This window comes from Paenibacillus sp. LHD-38 (assembly GCF_031157315.1).
Classification (GTDB): Bacteria; Bacillota; Bacilli; order Paenibacillales; family Paenibacillaceae; genus Pristimantibacillus.
Genome location: NZ_JAVIFU010000032.1, coordinates 38,944 through 58,986 on the forward strand (window position 1 = coordinate 38,944; position 20,043 = coordinate 58,986).

The 20,043-nt window shown below is 47.6% G+C and carries 17 protein-coding genes and 1 other annotated feature; all 17 genes read right to left on the minus strand.

All coding sequences use genetic code 11. From position 1 onward, the window contains the following. Window positions 1–2: 2 nt before the first annotated feature. The 17 genes from RCO25_RS23320 to RCO25_RS23400 all read right to left on the minus strand — a co-directional run bounded on the left by RCO25_RS23320 (window position 3) and on the right by RCO25_RS23400 (window position 20,007). Window positions 3–884, minus strand: coding sequence for a M50 family metallopeptidase (locus tag RCO25_RS23320; protein ID WP_308998528.1), 882 nt, complete (start codon window positions 882–884; stop codon window positions 3–5). Then, on the minus strand, window positions 877–1,788 hold the full coding sequence (locus RCO25_RS23325; RefSeq protein WP_308998529.1) for a peptidoglycan DD-metalloendopeptidase family protein: 912 nt from the start codon (window positions 1,786–1,788) through the stop codon (window positions 877–879). The genes RCO25_RS23320 and RCO25_RS23325 overlap by 8 nt, the downstream gene beginning before the upstream one ends. 158 nt (window positions 1,789–1,946) lie before the next feature. After that, complete coding sequence (locus RCO25_RS23330) at window positions 1,947–3,092, minus strand: FtsW/RodA/SpoVE family cell cycle protein (RefSeq protein WP_308998530.1); 1,146 nt, start codon at window positions 3,090–3,092, stop codon at window positions 1,947–1,949. 7 nt (window positions 3,093–3,099) lie between these two features. Then, the gene (minD, locus tag RCO25_RS23335) at window positions 3,100–3,891 is read right to left on the minus strand and encodes a septum site-determining protein MinD (RefSeq protein WP_053374793.1); all 792 of its coding nucleotides are present in this window, start codon (window positions 3,889–3,891) and stop codon (window positions 3,100–3,102) included. A gap of 3 nt (window positions 3,892–3,894) precedes the next feature. Beyond that, complete coding sequence (locus RCO25_RS23340; RefSeq protein WP_308998531.1) at window positions 3,895–4,560, minus strand: septum site-determining protein MinC; 666 nt, start codon at window positions 4,558–4,560, stop codon at window positions 3,895–3,897. A gap of 65 nt (window positions 4,561–4,625) precedes the next feature. Continuing rightward, window positions 4,626–5,150 (minus strand): rod shape-determining protein MreD, encoded by a 525-nt coding sequence (mreD, locus tag RCO25_RS23345; protein WP_308998532.1) that lies wholly within the window; start codon window positions 5,148–5,150, stop codon window positions 4,626–4,628. Continuing rightward, window positions 5,147–6,010, minus strand: a complete 864-nt coding sequence (gene mreC / locus RCO25_RS23350; protein WP_308998533.1) for a rod shape-determining protein MreC — start codon at window positions 6,008–6,010, stop codon at window positions 5,147–5,149. The genes mreD and mreC overlap by 4 nt, the downstream gene beginning before the upstream one ends. Before the next feature lie 58 nt (window positions 6,011–6,068). Continuing rightward, on the minus strand, window positions 6,069–7,100 hold the full coding sequence (locus tag RCO25_RS23355) for a rod shape-determining protein (RefSeq protein WP_308998534.1): 1,032 nt from the start codon (window positions 7,098–7,100) through the stop codon (window positions 6,069–6,071). A 39-nt stretch (window positions 7,101–7,139) separates the two neighbouring features. Continuing rightward, the gene (radC, locus tag RCO25_RS23360; RefSeq protein ID WP_308998535.1) at window positions 7,140–7,829 is read right to left on the minus strand and encodes a RadC family protein; all 690 of its coding nucleotides are present in this window, start codon (window positions 7,827–7,829) and stop codon (window positions 7,140–7,142) included. Window positions 7,830–8,018: 189 nt separating this feature from the next. Continuing rightward, window positions 8,019–8,648: a Maf family protein gene (locus tag RCO25_RS23365; protein ID WP_308998536.1), complete on the minus strand. Its 630-nt coding sequence runs from the start codon at window positions 8,646–8,648 to the stop codon at window positions 8,019–8,021. A gap of 54 nt (window positions 8,649–8,702) precedes the next feature. After that, the gene (locus tag RCO25_RS23370) at window positions 8,703–8,945 is read right to left on the minus strand and encodes a DUF4321 domain-containing protein (RefSeq protein WP_308998537.1); all 243 of its coding nucleotides are present in this window, start codon (window positions 8,943–8,945) and stop codon (window positions 8,703–8,705) included. A gap of 61 nt (window positions 8,946–9,006) precedes the next feature. Continuing rightward, window positions 9,007–10,452: an SPOR domain-containing protein gene (locus RCO25_RS23375; protein ID WP_308998538.1), complete on the minus strand. Its 1,446-nt coding sequence runs from the start codon at window positions 10,450–10,452 to the stop codon at window positions 9,007–9,009. A gap of 865 nt (window positions 10,453–11,317) precedes the next feature. Next, the gene (locus RCO25_RS23380) at window positions 11,318–11,968 is read right to left on the minus strand and encodes a hypothetical protein (protein WP_308998539.1); all 651 of its coding nucleotides are present in this window, start codon (window positions 11,966–11,968) and stop codon (window positions 11,318–11,320) included. A gap of 856 nt (window positions 11,969–12,824) precedes the next feature. Further along, a complete protein-coding gene (murC, locus tag RCO25_RS23385; RefSeq protein ID WP_308998540.1) occupies window positions 12,825–14,219 on the minus strand; it encodes a UDP-N-acetylmuramate--L-alanine ligase in 1,395 nt (464 codons plus the stop codon). A gap of 7 nt (window positions 14,220–14,226) precedes the next feature. Beyond that, entirely contained in the window at window positions 14,227–15,612 is a 1,386-nt protein-coding gene (locus RCO25_RS23390; RefSeq protein ID WP_308998541.1) for a bifunctional folylpolyglutamate synthase/dihydrofolate synthase, read from the minus strand. Between the two features lie 29 nt (window positions 15,613–15,641). Further along, window positions 15,642–18,284 carry a valine--tRNA ligase gene (locus tag RCO25_RS23395; RefSeq protein WP_308998542.1) on the minus strand — a complete coding sequence of 881 codons (2,643 nt, stop codon included), beginning with the start codon at window positions 18,282–18,284 and terminating at the stop codon, window positions 15,642–15,644. Between the two features lie 57 nt (window positions 18,285–18,341). Beyond that, window positions 18,342–18,582, minus strand: a binding site (T-box leader). Between the two features lie 120 nt (window positions 18,583–18,702). Further along, window positions 18,703–20,007: a LysM peptidoglycan-binding domain-containing protein gene (locus RCO25_RS23400; protein WP_308998543.1), complete on the minus strand. Its 1,305-nt coding sequence runs from the start codon at window positions 20,005–20,007 to the stop codon at window positions 18,703–18,705. Window positions 20,008–20,043 lie beyond the last annotated feature (36 nt).

A 20,043-nucleotide genomic window follows, 5' to 3' on the forward strand; every position in this document is an offset into this window, starting at 1 on the left:
TTTTAACTGAAAAGCTCCGACACTGCACGGTTGGGATTATTTTCTGATAAGCAGCCTTCGACAATCTTCTGCTCCGGCAGCACCTTAACTTCCTTGCTCTGCGCCTCCACCATATAAATTAAATGGTATCTTTCCCTTTGAAACAACCGCGCTACCGAGATGACCGACTGTTTTCCGTTCACGATGATCGGACTAGCAATGTGCCCCATCGTGAGAGCTTGCAAGGAAATGCGTTCGCGATACATCAGAAATCGATAAAATAAAAAGGGAACGCTGCGATAATACGTCCAATTCGTCATGACAAGAAATAAGCCGACAATCAACAGGTTGAGCTGGATGCCATCTTTATACACCAGCCACGGAAGAAATGCGGCTATGATCATCAGCATGCTGAACAGCATGCTGATGCGAGCAGACCACAGCAGCATTTTGTAGTAATTAACCGCGTAGCTTAAGGCTGCCTGCAGCAGCTTCCCGCCATCAAGCGGATGAATGGGCAAAAGATTAAATAAACCAATCATCAAATTTGCCTTCCAAACATAAGTAGCCCATTCCGGGTCCCATAACCCGAGCTGCCCGCAGCCCCAAGCGGCAAGCCCCATCCAAACGTTTTGCAGCGGACCTGCGATAGCTACAATTGCTTCCTCTTTTGCGGGCAAGCCGCCAGCTTCCTCTACCTCCACAACGCCTCCAAAAGGCAGCAGCTTTACCTCCCGGACTGTCCAGCCGAAGCCAAGCGCTACGAATACATGGCCAAGCTCATGCACCAGAACGAGCAAAAACAACGTAATGAGCTCGGCAAAATATCCGGTCATGACCGATCCAAGCATAATGATGACAAATAACGGATGGACCGACCATACAATCCCTTTCCATTTAATCAATCGGTATCACACCCACTGGATCGATGTAAAGATCGTTTTGCTTCACGGCAAAATAAAGCAAGCTCGGCTGGGTACCTTCTGCCTTTAACAGATTGCCGATCGGATCTCCCGCTTCAACCCAGTCATTCACGCTTACCTTTGTTGTACCTAGCAGCCCGTACACCGTTACACGCTGATTGGCGTGCTGAATAACGATCGTTGATCCTTTCTCGTCCTGTTCTGTCAATAAAAGCACGCGCCCCGTTTCAGCAGCTACGACCTGTCCTTCTGATTTTCCGGCCAGCTCGATGCCGCTCAGCAGCTCCGCAAAGGTTCTAACGAGAGAACCATCCTCCAGGGGAGCAACGATGGGCAGCTTAACCGTCCCGTCAGCACCTACAGCATCCCCGTTATTATCCTTAAAGATAGGAATAAAGGATGGAGCACCCGCAAACGTTTCTTTATACCATGCAGCAGCTGTCGCAAAATCGATCTCATCGGTAAGCGCCTGTTTAACGAGCGCTTGTCCTTTAAGCGTGTATTCATTGTCATAATGGAACAAGGCCCAGACGGCTGCGAAAAGCAAAAGCGCAACCGCCAGCTTCCATTTCAGCTCCTTGCGAAAGGAATGCTTGCCCGGTCCATATCGCGGATCCTTTTTCCCCGTGAGATCCGGCGGCTTGACAAAGGTCCTTTTATCCATAAAACCATTTTCGTCTCCCCAGCTAGCCCATGGATTCGGATTTGTTTTCCAGACCACCTCGGGATCAAGCTCTTCCTGCTCCTCACCCATAAAATATTCATGCTTTAATGGTACCGTTGAATTGGCATACAGGTCCTCGATTTGCGAGTCCCGTGACGATCGATCCGATCCAAATTTGCCTTTTTGCTGTCCCCGCTGCTTCTCGCTATCCTTCATCGGCATTTCACTTTCCTCCCCGCTTCCATCGTCATTGCGACAGCTTGTTTCTTTATACATGGATATGTGGAGAGTGAGACAAGTATGCGGACGCGGTAACGACAAAAAAGCCGCCCCGATACGGAGGATATCCGTTCAGAAGCAGCTTTGCCTGCAGGATGGCCTTAATCGGCCAGCTCATATTTTTCTTGATGCGCTTTTATGCTAAATACGAGTCCGATAGACAGCATATTTAGCAGGAGTGATGTTCCTCCATAACTTACAAAAGGCAGCGTAATTCCAGTAATCGGCATAACGCCAATCATCATCCCGATGTTCTGGAACACCTGGAACACATACATGGATACGATCCCGATGACGATGTAGGAGGCCCGCAAATCATAACATTTGAAAGCAATAATGATCATGCGATAAATGAGCAGGAAATAGAGGAGCAGGAGAATCGCCGAGCCTTGGAAACCAAACTCCTCTCCGATTACGACAAAGATCGAATCAGAATATGGGTATGGCACGAAGCCGCCGTTTTTCATGTCCCCTTGCAAATAACCGTCACCGCTTAAACCGCCGGAGCCGATGGCAATTTGTGCATTTTCCGATTGATGCTTGTCATTTGCCGTAGCAGTCTCCGGATTGATAAACGTATTGATCCGCTTATGCCAGTGTCCCATGTCATTATCGTCCAAGTAATCAAAAATTTCTTGGTTGAACATATTGAAAAGAGAAACAAACAAGACTAAGCCCGCAATAACGACAGCAAGCCCCGCAACAACATGCGTATACTTTACGTTTCCGATCCAAAGCATGCCAAGCACGATAACCAGATAAATAATCGCGTTGCCTAAATCAGGCTGAATCATAACGAGCATAAACGGCAAAAAAGCGAATGCGGCTATCGGAAGCAAATCTTGCGTAACCGTCAGCCGGTCTCCCTGCCTGCGTCCCATCAGAAAAGCGATTCCGATAATAAGCACAATCTTGACGATTTCCGCGGGCTGAAAGGATTGACCTGCAATGACGAACCAGCCTCTTGCCCCGTTGATGACCGCTCCAAAAAAATATACGAGTATCAGCATGATCACGCCAATGCCATACAGGATATACCAATTTTTCAGCACGATTCGGTAATCGAACAGCGTTGCCCCGATTGCGACAAAAAAACCTAAAGCATAATAACCGAGCTGTCTTGTATCTGATCCGGCATATTTCGGGAAATTTGCGGTAGCGCTATGGATAACAACCGTACTGATAATCATGAGGAATACTAAAATGATTAGAATTCCCCAGTCCAGCTTTTTTAGTTTGTTAAGCAATTCGTAATCATCCTATTCCAAGGAACTTGCGGAAACGTTTAAATGCTCCAGCTTTCTCATCAAGCAGCATGAGCGGAACCATATCGCCAAGGATACGGCGTGCAATGTTCCGATAGGCGATAGCTGCGCGCGAAGCCGGATTCATAACGGTCGGCTCTCCGCTGTTTGCGGCAGAAATCACTTTCTCGTCATCAGGTACGATGCCAACAAGATCGACGGCCAGAACTTGACATATTTCATCGATATCGAGCATTTCACCGGTTTTCATCATATTTTGACGAATGCGGTTGATGATAAGCTTACTAGGTATCTTCTCTTGCTCAAGCAAACCGATTACACGGTCAGCATCACGAACCGCCGCATTCTCCGGCGTCGTAATAACAATAGCCCGGTCAGCCCCTGCTATTGCGTTTCGAAAGCCATGCTCAATGCCCGCGGGACAATCGATAATGACGTAATCATGTTCTTTCTTGAGCTCTAAAATCATATTGCGGACCTGCTCAGGCGTAACTGAATCCTTATCCTTCGTCTGAGCGGCTGGCAGCATATAAAGTTCATCAAAGCGCTTGTCTTTTACGAGCGCCTGATTTAAACGGCAACGGCCTTCGGCGACGTCAACCAAATCATAAATGATCCGATTTTCTAGTCCCATGACCACATCTAGATTTCGAAGCCCAATATCTGTATCAACCATGCATACTTTCTTGCCAAGCAAAGCTAGCGCGGTACCCAGGTTTGCCGAGGTGGTCGTCTTACCAACGCCGCCTTTACCTGATGTTACAACAATCGCTTCTCCCATATTCTACACTCCTTTAAACATTATAGGATTATGCCGTATGCGGAATAATTGCGCTAGCTTATCGATTTGCATTCGGCCTTCGCTTAAGAAGGCGAACTCCATTGATGCATCGCCGGTCATCCATTCCTCTGGCGGTCTGCTGATTACATCTGCAATGCGAAGCTGAGTTGGACGCATGAGCGATGTCGCAATGATGACATCGGTCCGTCCGCCAATCCCCGCATGCGCTGTGCCGCGCAATGCCCCAAGCACATAAATGTCACCTGTGCACATGAGTGTGCCGCCTGGATTCAAATCGCCGATTAAAAGTAAATCCCCATCATGCTCATAGGTTTGGCCAGAGCGTACGATCGACGTGAGCACTTGCAGGTTAGGTTTTTGTCCTAACAGAGAATCGACCTTAGGAGCGTCGGACTCAACAGATTGAACCATGAGGTTTCCTTGAGATCGTATCACGTTTTTGATTCGATCCTTGTCGTCATCTGTGACATGCCTAGTGCCAAGCTTCACGTGTACGTGTACGAGTGGACCAGTGAGCAGCTGCTGATGCGTTTTCTCCAGCTTGTACTGCAGTTCATCTAGGAGCGTCGCGAATTCACATTTATCGTCGAGAAGGAAGACGAGACCTTCTTTTACACCTTTTATAATAATATGCTGCTTATCGGTCACGTTCGTCCCTCCCCAACCTAATGGATTCTTGATACGCCTAACAAAATCCTGCCTGAGCAATTATTTTATTCCTCATCCTTTTCCGCTTTCGCTTTCGTCTGTCCCTCAAACAATCTTCTCGCAGGCACATAACATGCAAGCGCAAAAGCCAGCTGTAAGAACAAGCTCGGAAGAATATGATCAATGAGTGCCCAAGCGTAGCTTTCATTCGTAATCCGAAAAACGCTGTAAATAAAGTAAATGACACTGTCATACAAGATACAGGCAAAACCAATAACGGAGATAGCCATCATGATCGTTGAACGGCGGCGCTCAAGAAGCACGCCCGTATAATAGCCCATTAACCCCATAATGAATGCATTAATCCCAAGCAAATGTCCAAAATAAACGACATCATGAAGCATGCCGAAGCTGACGCCCAGCAGCAAGGCCAAATGGCGTTTGCTGTACAGCCCCGAGAAAATAACAATCACGAAAACAAAGTGAGGAATGATCCGATGCCCGAAGCCAGCTGGAATAATCCATGGCATCACAGCTCCCTCGATGATGAAAAGGAGAACCATCAGCAGGATAATTCGGTTCATGCTCATTTCTCGGCAGCCTCCAATTCAGGCACCTGAACGACAAACACCTCAGTCAAGTGATCGAAGCTGGCTGCCAGCTTTACCGAAGCCGTGTAAGTAAGCCCGAAATCGCCGAGCTGCAAGGATTCCACAGTCCCAACAACCAGTCCTCTAGGATAACCATTAACTAAACCAGATGTGATGACAGTATCCTGGATGTTCATTTTATCGTCTTCCGGGATTTTCGTCATGATGAGTCTTGAAGTTTCCTTGTTATAGCTGCTCAAAACGCCAAAGGACTCATTCTCGCGACCCAAGATCGTTACAGCGATGGAATTAGACGTCGGCGAAGTCTCATCGAGCTCAGTAATCGGCTTCACTGCTGCCGTAAATGGCGTTACCGAGCTGACCAATCCGATCAATCCATCGATGGTTGTCACGGCCATATTCGGCTTGATACCGTTTTTGGAGCCTAAATTGATCGTCATCGTTCGATTATTCGCTTCGTTACTAACAGAGACGACCTGGGCGATTAGATATTTGTATTCATACATTTCCTTCTGCCGTTCTGTGAACGATAGTTCCTCTTGCAGACGTTTATTCTCTTTCTCTATGAAATTATAAGTAATTTTATCGCGAGAGTAGGCAGCAGCCGTAATGCGCAGCTGCTCGTTTTCTTCATAAATCGTGCGCAAATTGCCGATATCCTCAAAGAAGCCCGCTATATAACCAGCGGGCTTGTAAAACCATTGCTGCACGTATGCTGCCGAGTCCTTTAGAAATTTCTCCGGCCATGATAACTCCTTGCGATCACTTAGCGAGAAGCCGATGACCGCTATGCACAAAATAAACCCGATCATAAGCATAAACATACGCTTATTTCGCATTAGCCTAAACAGCTCGATCACCTGCCCATTTCATATCCGTTTCCCCAGCGGACCGTATTTAGCGTCTCGAACGAGATGCTGAGCTTCTTGCCTTAAATAAATGAATATTATCAAGCGAACGGCCTGTACCGATCGCCACGCAGTCAAGCGGATTATCAGCAACGATTACCGGCATGCCCGTTTCACGCTGCAGCAGCTTGTCCAAATTGCGCAGCAAAGCGCCTCCGCCTGTAAGCACGATTCCCCGATCCATAATATCGGCGGAAAGCTCCGGAGGACATTTTTCAAGCGTTACTTTAACCGCATCTACAATGGCATTGACCGTATCAGCTAATGCTTCCGTAATTTCATCGGATGTGATGGCAAGCGTCTTAGGCAAGCCGGATACTAGATCGCGCCCGCGGATTTCAATCTTCTCCGGACGGTCGAACGGAAGTGCTGAACCAATCTCCATCTTCAGCTGTTCAGCCGTGCGCTCGCCGATCATGAGATTGTATTGTCTCTTAATGTATTGCGTAACTGCCTCATCCATCTCATCACCCGCTACGCGAATGGAACGCGCCGTAACGATACCGCCTAATGAAATAACGGCAACCTCTGTTGTGCCTCCGCCAATATCGACAACCATGCTGCCTGTTGGCTCCCACACGGGCAAGTCAGCGCCAATTGCTGCGGCAAACGGCTCTTCAATCGTATAAGCCTCGCGAGCTCCCGCTTGCTTAGTAGCATCCTCTACGGCACGCTTCTCCACCGCTGTAATACCTGATGGTACGCATACCATTACGTTTGGATGGCGGGGAAATAAAGAACGCTGCTTCTGAGCTTGACGAATAAAATATTTAATCATCGTTGCTGTCGTCTCGAAATCAGCGATAACGCCGTCTTTCATAGGACGAACGGCGCGAATGTTGCCTGGCGTTCTTCCGATCATTTTTTTCGCTTGCTCGCCTACTGCTTCGATTGTTTTTGTATCCGTACGAAGGGCCACCACTGAAGGCTCCCTTACCACAATTCCTTTACCTTTAACGAAAACCAACGTATTAGCTGTCCCTAAATCAATACCTAAATCTTTCGAAAAACCACCAAACATGTTGTTGCTCCCTTCTAATTGCCACATCACTTTATTATATTACATATGGCCTTGTTCCTTCAAACTTACGAATCTACCGTCTCCGACAACTAAATGGTCAAGCACTTCTATTCCGACTAGCTGTCCGGCCTCCGCTAGGCGTTTCGTTAACGAAATGTCTTCCGGGCTTGGCGTCGGATCGCCGCTTGGGTGATTATGAACACAAATAATAGACGCGCTGCTGCGCGATATGGCTGCACGAAATACTTCACGAGGATGAACTAGCGATGCGTTAAGCGTACCGACCGATAAGGTTTCGCGGGCTATAATATGATTTTTGGTGTTTAAAAACAAACATACGAAGTGCTCCTTTTTCAAATAGCGGAGCTCCTCCATCACATAGTCCGCAGCATCCTGCGGCTTGCGTACGATAACCGCCTCGCCGATTTGGCTTCGTGAAATCCTTCTTCCCAGCTCAATGCCCGCACGAAGCTGTATCGCTTTGGCGGGACCGATTCCTCGAATGGCTGTCATTTCTTCCATGCTCATATCCATCAGGTTACGCAAGCTGCCGCATTGCTTTAATATCGCGCCCGCCAAATGTACTGCAGATTGGCGCTGCGTTCCCGTACGCAATAAAATAGCAAGCAATTCGGTATGGCTGAGTGCTTCTGCCCCATATTTCATCATGCGCTCTCTTGGACGTTCTTCATGGGGGACATCACGCAAAATCATTGGTTGCGGCAACATGTCCCAACCCCCGCCTTCTCAAAATATGGTTTATTCATATCCTGCCTAATTCTTGAAAAAAAATCCGATCGAAATCATAAAAGCGTTTGTTCAGACGCAAACGGCAGATACCGCCCTTTGAGGAAAAACAGGCCTTTCGCGGAAATATATAAGCTGATTTATAAGCAAAAACTTATAAATTCTTATATATTAAAAAACAGCAATGTCATAGGCAGCGAGCATGTCAGACAGCAGTGATAATGGCAGCCCAACGACATTAAAATAACAGCCGTCGATTTGCTCCACTAAGGTGGCACCTAAGCCTTGTATGCCGTAAGAGCCTGCCTTGTCGCGTGGTTCGCCGGTAGCTACGTATCTTGCAATCTGATTCTCGCTAAGAGGTTTCATCATCACCTTGGTCATACGGTGCGCAACCTTTGCTTCGCCAGTGGAAGAGTTCACGCAAGCTACCCCGGTATACACCTCATGAGCGCGCCCTTGTAGGCGCCTCAGCATAGTTCGCGCCTCTTCATCATCAGCAGGCTTGCCAAGAACATCACCGTCAAGGACAACAATCGTATCCGCGCCAATGATTATTGACGCTTGATCCTCCTGCTTTTGTTGCAGCAAAGGTATGGCTGCATTCGCTTTCCGCAAGCTGAGCTGCTCGACGACTTGTGCCGGTGACCACCCCGCTTCGATTGTTTCATCTGTGTCAGTAGACAAAATATAAACCGGCAAAGAAAGGTCCAGCGATGCGACCAGTTCCTTCCGGCGCGGTGACGAAGAGGCCAGTACTAGCTGGCTGAACGCTTCGTTGCGTGATTGGTTATATGCCATAAAATAATTGCTGCGCTCCTTCATGCTTTCCTCTAGCGGTCAATAGCCGCTGCTCTACATTTTGCGGTACAACCATATTGCAATAACAGCTCCAATGATGCTAAATAAGCTGAACTGAAGATGAAGCGTTAGGTTGAAACTGAGCACATATAGATCAATAGCGGGAGACCATGACGTTTCGATTGGTTTCGTTAAAAAAGAGATGCCAGAAACAGGGGCCAGCCACCGCGCTACTAAAGCGCCAGCTAATAAGCCAAGTATGATAAAAATGAGAAGAATCCAGCCGTTTTTCTTCATCTTTCAACGCCTCTCGCCATGAAATGACACCTAAGACCATTATACGCATGAACCTATTCGTTTACAATGCGTTGATGGACTCAAACCATTCTTTTTGCGCAATAACCGCATTCATGACCGCCTTTTGCGTTGACCATAAATGAGCATGAGACGGCTTTTTATCATACTCTATCATCGTTTTAGCAGCTGAATTTATAGCTTGTATGATTTGATCAAGATACGCTTTTCCATCCGTATCACCTATACCTATTCGCATCGCTGCTGCATTTTCTGTCCATTTTTGATGCTCGGCTTGCCAGGAGGCTGCTGCTGCTTTGCTCAAGGGCGACAATGCCGGCTGCTCCAGCTGGGCCAATGTTAATTCATCCAACATTTGGACGATTGCGCCAGTCTGTTCGAAGAAGCTTTGCGCCGTTGTTGATTTACCTGTAAATGGTATTTTTTCCGGATAATTAATACTAACTTCTTTAACGTACAGATCGATATCCGGAAGCAATCCTCGAACGGTCTGCGCTTTGCTGCGATCACTTCCCATGCCTGCGTAGACGCGATAATCAGCAGCGCTAGTCATTGCAGCACCTGCAAGACCTTTCTTCGCTAGCTGATCAAGCGCAGCGTCCCTGCCCTCTGTATTGCTGAAGACGCCGAACTGCAGCATATAGTAGGTCCGGTCCAGCCCCTTAAGGCTAACCGTCGCCGTGTTAGCGTCAGGCTTTGGCTCCGAGTTATCGTCAACGGCCGGCTGTGTTGTGCCATCGTCTTCGTTTATATCGTTTACGCCTGCTCCTGTTTCATTGGTCGATACGCTGCCTGTAACCGCCTGTGAATCCGGCTTGTTCCCAGCTCCTCCAGGGAAGATGCTTGCACCCGTAAATAAAGACAGCAGCAAATAGCCAAACAAAGCGCCGGTAGCAAGCGCAGCCGCCACCGATAAAAACACATTAAACCATGAAGGTGCCCCTGTCTTGCTTTTCATTCTGGAATATTGGAGCTTATTATTTCTTGATTCTTCGTACAAATGCTCATCCTCATAAGGACGGTAAGTATCACGCGCTTCATTTGCAGAAAAAAACCTTTCATCATCAGCATCTAGATCATTCTCTTGCTCGTCGTTTGTCTCCATTGCAATTGGCTTCAAGATCGGCTTCACGATTGGCGAGTCGATTGGCTTTACGATTGCTGTCTTTTTTTTTGGCGCAATCGTCTGTTTCGGCGCTGATGCTTCGTGCTTGGCATCGGCATTCCTAATAAGCTGCTCCAAAGCGGCAATGTCCTCTTGAAACGGGCTGTTCCAAGGGCTGACTTCACTAATCGCATGCTGCTCTGTGGAAGGATATAATGGGATCACATTCATTTTAGCTGATTTATTCGAATTCGGAGCTGTGCTGGCCGTGGATGCAGTTTTGCTCTCATGGACCTCCTGCTGATTATGGCTGCTTTGCCCATCTCCGTCGACAGTTTGCCCGTTCCGATCAAAACGGTATGTAATCCGATTTTTTTGCGTCATAATAACCACTCCTTGTCCCTTTCTTCTAGTATTAATCTATGAGACTTTTAAGAGATTTAGACCGATGACGGGAGCAGTTCTGCGTTTTATATGCCCTCTCCAAACATCCCTTCCAAGGGGGAGAACCTAGGGCATTTCCTCCGGCTATGGGTGAGAACCAATGACACCCCTTCCGGGCCCTAGCACCTTAACTTTCGACGAAAATACGGTTGCGATTATGAGCAGTGTGGAAAAGGGGATCACCTTTGGCGGTAAACATCGGTTGCTTTTATAACGCCTTTAACCCTGTCGTTTCTAGGTTAACAAGACTTCATTCAGCATGCGCCGATTGCTATTAACAGGAATCACTCCTCCTGCTAATTCTGCTCATTCGACTGCATTTGATCATTTAGCAGGAATAACTCCCGCAATAAATGATGCGAACGATTGGACTGCTTCATAAGGCGATGAATTGTGTAGGTGAGCAGCGTTTCTCAGGGTCTCACTAGGCGTATATCTGAATAAGCGAGGAATGAGTAAAAATTAGAATAGTAACTTGGAGAGACGATCTAGACAAGCTTTGAGGATTTATGAAAGTTTGGCGGTTTGGTGATTGATATACATACTGTATACCTTTGTGCTCACTAACAAGGAAAATTATGAAATATTTTAACGAAACGGTGGAGCTGATTGAGGCTCTGCCTTGCAATAAAAGCATAAATTCATCATTCAACTTGAGTCTTCGAGGACTCGGCGGCATCATCAATAAATAAATGCCAATCATTTTAATTCAGTCAATCATCAATGACTTGTTACATCTTTCTAAAATATTCTTTATAAACATAAAATTTTGTTAGGATAACCCATCCGGTTCCTATATGGCAGCTCACTCTAATTCTGATAGTAACTGCTTTGCTTTTCGATATAAACTCTCCTTGATTTTTTTATCCCTCTCAACAATCACAGGCTCCCAAAATCCCCCTAATGCTTCTTTTGTTACTGCTTTCCGTTCTAAAACAAAATCCAGAGTCGTATACGCTCTCATATTCAACAGTTTCAGCAAATCATCCGTATTTAAAAGCTTGCCTTCTTTTACTGCCACTCGATATCTAAACGCCGACGCTTCTTTAATAAAAACTTCATTATCCATCATTTTTTCGGCTTTTTCCAACTGAATAACCGTAAGTCGATCCCTTTTTAACGCGTTAATTAATAGACTAACAAGAGCCAAATATCCAGTCGCAGAAAATGCTTGAAGCAGCTCCTCCAAAAGGTGATCTCCTACCCTATGCTCTTTTGCGAAGCTTGCGGAGAAATAAGAAAAAGCGATGTGCTCCTTAGCACCCGGTATGAGGACAGTCTGATTCATGGCATGGAATAATCTATAGTTTGCTTTATGGGTCAGATCGCCGTTCAATCGCAGTTGTTGGTTCGTATCCATTTCCGAAATAAAGGAATTTATTATTAAGAGCTCATCCTTATGCAGCTCCAGCTCGCTTGATTCAAGAATATCAATCAATGCTTTTATATCAGTCAATCCGACCACCTCCTTAATGTTTCTGATAATACTCACTCCAGCCAGTTTGCCTGCTTTCCTAACTTACTCTTGCAAAACCTTGCTTCCGATTCGTTAACTCACATTTATTACATCTGCGCAGCTGGTAATCATTTATCGTACTCGCTGAATAGTGAGCTTTACTTACTCCGTTGATTCCCCCTCTAAAGCAATCAGGAAAATATAAAACCTTAAGAGCTTCATCAGTCCGCTCTCCCACAATACCGCCTCATTAGCTACATTGCACTTTATACAATAGAATTCGACGCAGCGCGGCAACAATCAACCTACAATGTAGTTTATGCAGTAGAATACTTGATTTCGATCGATTTCTACCCTGTAGGAGTACTTTCTGCTGCATTTTCTGCAATGTAGCAGGTTGTCGGCGCAGCATGTTAGGTTTACATTGCAGTTTATGCAACGTAGGAGAAAACTTAATTAAAACTGGTGCTCATCCAGTTATTTTACATCATTTTGTCGCCCTCCATTTACCTGAATGAAGGAATATGTATAGGAACCCAGTGTCTGTACTCGCGCATTTGCTTGTGCTTCTGCGTTTGCGTTTGCTTCTGCGTGTGCTTCTCCGTTTGCTTATGGCTGTTCTATTGCCTGTTCTACTGCATGTTCTACTGCATGTTCTACTGCCTGTTCTACTGCCTGTTCTACTGCCTGTTCTATTGCATGTTCTTTTGCTCATGCACCTGCTCTTGGTTTAGCTGTTGCATTTGAGCATGCATATGTTCGCACTTGTGCTTCTGCATTTGCCATTACTCATATTTAGCGCTAAAAATACAAAATGCCCGATGATTCCGGAAAGGAACCGCCGGGCATTAATTGTTTAATGGTTCGATTTCAACGATTTGGCCAGCGAGTCCGCTACCTTCCAAATGTCGCCTGCTCCCATTGTGATGACTAGATCGCCTGGTGCGACCCGTCCAGACAAATATTCGAAAACTTCGTCCTTAGTCGGAAGATACAATGTGTTTGCATTGCTGTTGCTCTTTATCAGCTCTACTAGTTTGAGAGAGGTCACGCCTTCAATTTGAAGCTCGCCCGCAGGTGAGTAAATATCGGTAATAATGACTTCGTCCGCCTCAGGAAATGCACGGCTAAATTGCTCGAACAGGAAAAATGTCCGCGTATAGCGCTGCGGCTGGAATACCGCAATAATGCGTTTTCCTGTTGCCTTAGCTGCACTGATAGTAGCTTTGATTTCAGTCGGGTGATGGGCATAATCATCAATGACCAGAATATCATTAACTTCACCCAGCACCTGAAAGCGGCGCTTGGCGCCTCTAAAGGATTGAATCGCAACCGCGATTTTGTCAAAGCTCAAGCCTGATTCCAGACAGGTAATAATCGTAGCCATAGCATTATACACATTATGAAGACCTGGAACCGAAAGCTCCACTTCTCCTAGAATTGCTCCCTTATGCGTCATCGTAAAGGATACCTTGCGGTCTCCAAGCACGATGTTCTGGGCTTTATAGTCTGCCTCGTTATCTATACTGTAGGTGATGAGCTGCGATTTATCGATATTCCCTTTATACACTTGCGGTATCAGTTCGTTAACCGTCTCGTCATCCGCGCATACAATCGCCTTTCCGTCCGCTTTCACCTGCTGCAAAAATTGTACGTAAGCCGCTTTCAGCTTACCGAAATCGCCTTCATAGTTTTCAAGATGATCCGGCTCAATATTCGTTACGATAGCTAACGTTGGATGATAGTGGAGAAACGATCCATCACTCTCATCTGCTTCGGCCACGACATACTCACCTTTGCCTGCTTTTGCGTTAGTCCCTACATTAACGATTTCTCCGCCGATAATATAGGTTGGATCCGCATCGCAGTTTTCCATGACAAGCGCAATCATCGAAGAGGTTGTCGTCTTACCGTGCGCGCCGGCTACCGCGATCCCTTTGCCTGCATTCATCAGCCTTGCAAGCATTTGTGATCGGTGCAAAACAGGGATGTTTAGCTCCTCTGCAGCCTTCCGTTCAACGTTATCCTTGGAGAGGGCCGTTGAATAAACGACCAAATCTGCTCCCTTTACATGCTCCGGCTGATGACCGATATAAATGCTGGCACCATTTGCTGCAAGCTTCTCTGTTAATTCTTGACGCGCGACATCGGACCCGGTCACCTTATAGCCCATTTCCAGCATAACGCGGGCAATGGCACTCATTCCGTAACCGCCGATTCCGATGAAATGAACGTGTTCTGCCGTATTCAAAGACGGTTCACCAACCTTTTTCAGAATCCGAGTTATACAAAATGCGGGAGCGAACGTCAGCTATTAAATAAAGCGTGCCTGTTACGACCCCAAGGTCTGTTTCCCCGGTTAACTGTTGTAGTTTTTGTAATGCTGTATGCCAATTCTGTTCCACTACAAGCTCGAAATCATACTTATCAGGCTGCTGCTGCCGCATTTCATTGACCAAATCAGCTAAAGCTGGGGCATCTTTTTTCATTCGGAAATCAGGCTCGGTCACAATAAGCGTATCCACTATTGGTAGTATATGCTTAAGTACATCCTGATGATTCTTATTCTCCAGCATACCCATCATAAGATGCAAACGATCATACTTGTAAGTGTTTTTTAGCGCATCCGCCAGCGATTCTGCGCCTTCTGGATTGTGTGCGCCGTCAATAAGAATACGAGGCTGCTGAGATACCATTTCCAGACGTCCCGGCCATGCGGCTGCCTTAAGTCCTTCAGCTAAAATTTCATCCTCAACAACAAGCGCATTGTACTGACGCAGCACCTCAAGGGTCATAACCGCTACGGCTGCATTCGTTCGTTGATGCGCGCCGTTCAGCGTAATCGTTAACGGCTCAATGCTTCGGAATAAATTATCGAAACGGAAGGTTTGTTCATTTTCCTGAACCGACAGCGCAGTTTCATGGAATTGCTCACCAAGCAGGTAGAGCGTGCTTTTCTTATCCGCAGCGACACGCTTAATCACGTCAATCGCCTCAGGCTGTGCCACCGCACTAATGACCGGTATGCCTGCTTTGATAATGCCGGCCTTTTCGCTGGCAACTGCTGCGATTGTATCGCCCAGCCGATCCATATGATCATGACCGATATTCGTAATTACCGTAACAACCGGCTGTACGATATTCGTCACGTCAAGCCGTCCGCCAAGCCCTGTCTCCCATACGACATAATCGGGATAAGTAACCTTCGCGTAAAAAAGGATGGCAAGCGCGGTCGATACTTCAAACATTGTTGGCGAGCCAAGCTCCGTTTCTGCAAGCGCCTCAACATGAGGCTTCAGCTCATTCGCAAGCCTAAGAAGCGTTTCTTCGTCGATATCGATACCGTTATATTGAAAGCGATTCGTGAATTTCGTTATATACGGTGATGTAAAGGTTCCTACGTCGTATCCGCTGCGCAGCAATACGCTGGTCAAATATGCGCATGTCGAGCCTTTGCCGTTCGTTCCTGCAATGTGAATAAACTTCAGCCTGCGATGTGGATTCTCCAGCAGCTCCATCAGCTTTTCAATCCGCTCAAGACCTGGACGAATACCAAACGGAATTAGCCCTGTAATCCAATCCACCGCTTCCCGGTAGGATTGCAGCGGCCCTGCAGGCCGCTGCTCTATCTGTTGATTCGTCATCCTAATCGTTCCTTCTTCCGTTTGCAGCGTTATCCGCGCAATTCCGCAATTCTAGCTAGTACTTTGTCGCGTTTGTCTGCATAATCGTTCATTTTGGCGCGTTCTTCGTCAATGACTTTAGCCGGTGCTTTCGCTACAAAACCTTCGTTGCCAAGCTTCTTCTCAATCCGCTCCACCTCAGCATTCAAATGCTGGTGCTCCTTTTCGAGACGGGCGATCTCTTGTTCGATATCGATCAAACCTGCAAGCGGCAAATAAAGCTCTGCTCCGGTTAGGATAGCTGTCATAGCTTTGTCTGGGGCACTGATATGCAGACCTGTCTCCAAACTTGAAGTACCGCAGAAACGTTTAATGAACTCTTCATTGCGGGACATAATCGCGGCTTCCGCTTCACTGGAGGGCTTGATCAGCATTTCAATCTTTTTGCTCATCGGCACGTTTACTTCCGCACGGATGTTGCGTACCGCACGGATCATTTCCATTAACAGCTCCATCTCTTTAACGGCATCCGGCGCTTCAAGCGCCGTATCATACACAGGCCATTCAGCCAACGTGATCGTGTCGCCTTTATGAGGCAAATGCTGCCAAATCTCTTCACTGATATACGGCATGAAGGGGTGAATCAGGCGCTGCGTGCGGTCAAGGACGTACGCGAGTACCGATTGCGTTGCCTTTTTAGCCGCTTCGTCCGTACCGTAAAGGCTAAGCTTAGCGAATTCAATATACCAGTCACAGAGATCATCCCATATGAAGTTATACAAAATCCGTCCGGTTTCACCAAATTCATAGCTCTCAATTAGACGGGTCACATCACGAACGGTTTCATTCAAGCGATGCAAAATCCAACGATCTGCTGTGCCAAGATTAACCGTAATATCAATATCCTCGGCTTCAACGCCTTCTAGATTCATCAGCGCAAAGCGTGAGGCATTCCATATCTTGTTCGCAAAGTTGCGCGCTTGCTCAACCTTCTCCCAGCGGAAACGCAAATCCTGTCCCGGTGTGCTGCTTGTAGAAATCATATAGCGCATCGCATCCGCGCCGTATTTCTCAATAACCTCAAGCGGATCAACGCCATTGCCCTTCGACTTCGACATCTTCTGGCCTTCAGAGTCGCGAACGAGACCGTGAATCAGCACATCCTTGAACGGCGACTGATCCGTAAACTCAAGCGCGGTAAAGATCATCCGAGCCACCCAGAAATAGATGATATCATAGCCTGTTACAAGCACATCCGTTGGATAAAAACGCTTGAGATCCTCCGTTTGTTCCGGCCAGCCTAGTGTGGAGAACGGCCACAGCGCGGAGCTGAACCACGTATCAAGCACGTCATTGTCCTGGCTAAGGTGATCTCCCGCCATGTCCTCACGGGATACATGCATCTCGCCGGTCGCTTCATCGTACCAAGCCGGAATCCGGTGACCCCACCACAGCTGTCTGGAAATACACCAGTCGCGTACGTTTTCGATCCAATGCAAATAGATTTTCTCGAATCTCTCCGGTACGAAGTTAACGCCTTTACCAGCCTTCTGGGCAGCGATCGCTGCTTCAGCCAGCGGCTTCATGGCTACGAACCATTGCGTGGAAAGATACGGCTCAACTACCGCGCCGCTGCGCTCGCTGTGTCCAACCTGATGCACATGATCTTCGATTCGAATGCATACGCCTTGCTCCTGCAAATCCTTAACGAGCTGCTTGCGGCAGTCCGCGCGGTCGAGGCCTTGATACGGTCCTGCTTCAGCATTCATCGTTCCCGTCTCGTCCATGACAATGATTTGCGGCAGGCTGTGGCGCTCGCCAACCTCAAAATCATTCGGGTCATGCGCCGGCGTTATTTTCACAGCGCCTGAACCAAATTCTTTATCTACATACTCATCGGCAATAATCGGGATTTCGCGCCCAACAACCGGAAGCACGATCATTTGACCAATCAAATGCTTATAGCGGTCATCCTCGGGATGAACGGCTACCGCCGAGTCTCCCAGCATCGTCTCCGGCCGAGTCGTTGCTACGGTGATAAAGCCTGATCCGTCTTTGAGCGGATAGTTGAGATGATACAAATGGCCGTTAATCTCTTTATGCTCAACCTCGATATCGGATAGCGCCGTGCGTGCGGCAGGATCCCAGTTTATGATTTTTTTACCGCGATAAATAAGACCTTTCTCATAAAGACGGACAAACACCTCGCGAACAGACTTCGAAAGGCCTTCGTCTAGCGTAAACCGCTCTCTTGAATAATCCAGGGAAAGGCCCATTTTCGCCCATTGGTCACGAATCGTATTCGCGTACTCTTCCTTCCACTCCCACACCTTCTCTAGGAATGCTTCACGGCCTAGATCATAACGAGAGATTCCTTGCTCTCGCAGCTTTTGCTCCACTCTTGTCTGAGTCGCTATCCCCGCATGGTCTGTACCAGGCAGCCAAAGCGCATCATACCCCTGCATCCGCTTCGTTCTGATCAAAATATCCTGCAGCGTAAAATCTAACGCATGACCGATATGCAGCATTCCGGTAACGTTAGGCGGCGGTATGACAATCGTGTAGGTTTCTGCATCCGGACGTTTGCCTGCCTCGAAAAATTTTCCCTGCATCCAGTAATCGTACCATTTCTGCTCAGCTGCCTTCGGATCATAAGTTGTCGGCATTGCAGTTGTCGTTTGATTTTCTGACATTCGTTCCATCCTCCATAAATCGATCTACAAAAACAAAAAAAACCTACCGCCCTTATCATAAAGGACGAAAGGTTTAGCTTCCGTGGTACCACCTTTGTTCCACGCGAACAAGATCCGCGTGACACTCAAACAGATAACGGCTGCGGCCGGCCTGACTTCGGTAGAGCACAGGTTGCTCCTACTTGGCTCAGGCAACTCTGGGGCGACTCGTAGCAGTCACTTCCTGCGGAACCTCTCAGCGTAACGGTTCCACTCTCTGAAGGCTTTGCTGCATACTATTCCCCTTCAACGTCGTTATAACGCATATATACCTTTAATCATACCTTTGTTATGCGGCTGAGTCAACCAAACTAACGCAAGAAATGCCCCTATCGCTCAACTTTTTGAGCAATAAGGGCATTTCCGACCTACCTGACCGTTATGGAATGTAAAGCAGCTGTCCTTCCGACACGCCGGAATCATCCAAACGGTTATAAATTAGAATTTCTCTCGGATTTAAGCTGTACCTAGAGGCGATGACGTCGAGCGTCTCATCCCGCTGCACGATACACATTCTGATTTTTCGAAATTCCGTATCCTCAGAGCGTTTGCCAAGAAATAAGTTTTTCCACTCAATCTCGTCTCCTGATGCTTGCACCCTTGCTTGTTCATCTGCCCGCTGCTGAGCGATCACTTGCTCGGCAGCCTCGCGAACCGCTTGCTCCCGCCTGCTCGTCTGCAGCAGCGTGAGAATACCGACATCGGCAGGCGAGCCCGTTCCGTCCTGAGGCTGCTTGCCTGTAAGAGCAATCCGCAGCTCCTGTTTCTCCGGTTCAGGTTCAATCCTTTGAGGCGGCAATGCTTCTGCAAAAGGCGATGGAGGCGGCTCGTTTGCTTCCGGCTCCGACTCCTGCTCCTCCCGCTCCTGATCAAACGCTGGCTGTGAACCGATAAACTCGTATTCGTTCTGCTCGACGTTCGGAGCGGCATTCGCAAACGTTGAGGACGTTGCAAGCCAGCCCTCGCTGCTGGTTTGCTGAGAGGCTAACGTGATTTCCCGCTCGTCAGCCAGCTCAGCCTCTTCTTCTTCTGCCTGCTGACCCGGGGTCGCGAACAACTGGGATGATGACCAGCCTGACTCGGAAGCTATAGAAGAGATCGTAACGGTAGCTTCCGACTCATCCGACAATTCCGGCTGCTGCAGGTATGGAATCTCTTCTTGCGCAGCAAATTGTTGCTCTTCCGGTAGTATGTACGGCTGTTCGTTAGCGGCATTCTGGTTGTAAAAAAACTCCGCTGTGCGTTCGTCAAATGCTTCCCGCTGATGCACGACAGTGAATGGCTCTTCGCGCCAGATCTCCTCATGCTCTTGAACCGGCTGGGCAGAAATCCCGCGCAGGGATAAAACGCCCGTAATGTTTAAGGTGCGCGCGGACAATAAATCGACGTCAAAATTATCGATTTCAATCGAAATATCGTCCAGTCGTGATATTCGGTTCATCGGCAGCGTAATTTCGACGGGAATCCAGTGCTCCAGCGTCAACGAGTTTTCGGAATCATTTTGACTCCTATATACCCCGCTCAAAAGAAGCTGCCCTCTAAGCACGGCATGATCCCCCTGATCGATCACCTGAATACGGGGAACAAGCTCAATTTCCTCCAGCTCGTCAATTGCCGCAACATCATCGGGCAAATGGACGCGCTCATACACGTCAAAGCGTAATCCGTTCGTTTGATCCGACACGCCTCAGTCCTCCCCTCTCATACTGAATGCTTGGTC